This window comes from Tsukamurella conjunctivitidis (assembly GCF_007858475.1).
Taxonomy (GTDB): Bacteria; Actinomycetota; Actinomycetes; order Mycobacteriales; family Mycobacteriaceae; genus Tsukamurella; species Tsukamurella conjunctivitidis.
In genome coordinates, this window is sequence record NZ_VIGX01000284.1 from 1 (window position 1) to 530 (window position 530).

Annotated in this window: 1 protein-coding gene; it reads left to right on the forward strand. The window is 69.8% G+C overall.

Going from position 1 to position 530, the window contains the following annotated elements:
* A partial coding sequence (locus FK530_RS25420; RefSeq protein ID WP_331456385.1) for a glutamate synthase central domain-containing protein occupies positions 1 to 530 on the forward strand: 530 nt, incomplete at both ends.

Below are 530 nucleotides of genomic sequence, written 5' to 3' on the forward strand. Positions count from 1 at the left end.
GGGCGGCGGGCGTTCTACAAGTACGCCTCCACCATCATGGAACCCTGGGACGGCCCGGCCGCCGTGACCTTCACCGACGGACACCTCATCGGAGCCGTCATGGACCGCAACGGCCTGCGCCCCGGCCGGTGGCAGGTCACCGAGGACGGTCTGGTGGTGCTCGCCTCCGAGACGGGGGTCCTGGGCATCCCCGATTCCCAGATCCGGGCCAAGGGGCGCCTGGAGCCCGGCTCCATGTTCCTCGTCGACCTCGACGCGGGGCGCATCGTCCCCAACTCCGAGATCAAGGACGCCCTCGCGGGTCAGGCACCCTGGGGGGAGTGGCTGGAGGAGAAGCTCGTCCATCTCACCGACCTGCCCGAGCGTGAGCACATCGACCACTCCCACTCCTCCGTCCTGCGTCGCCAGCAGGAGTTCGGCTACACGCAGGAGGATCTCGACATCATCCTCACGCCCATGGCGGTCTCCGGCGCCGAGGCGCTGGGCTCCATGGGCTCCGACACGCCCATCGCGGTGCTCTCCGCCCGTCC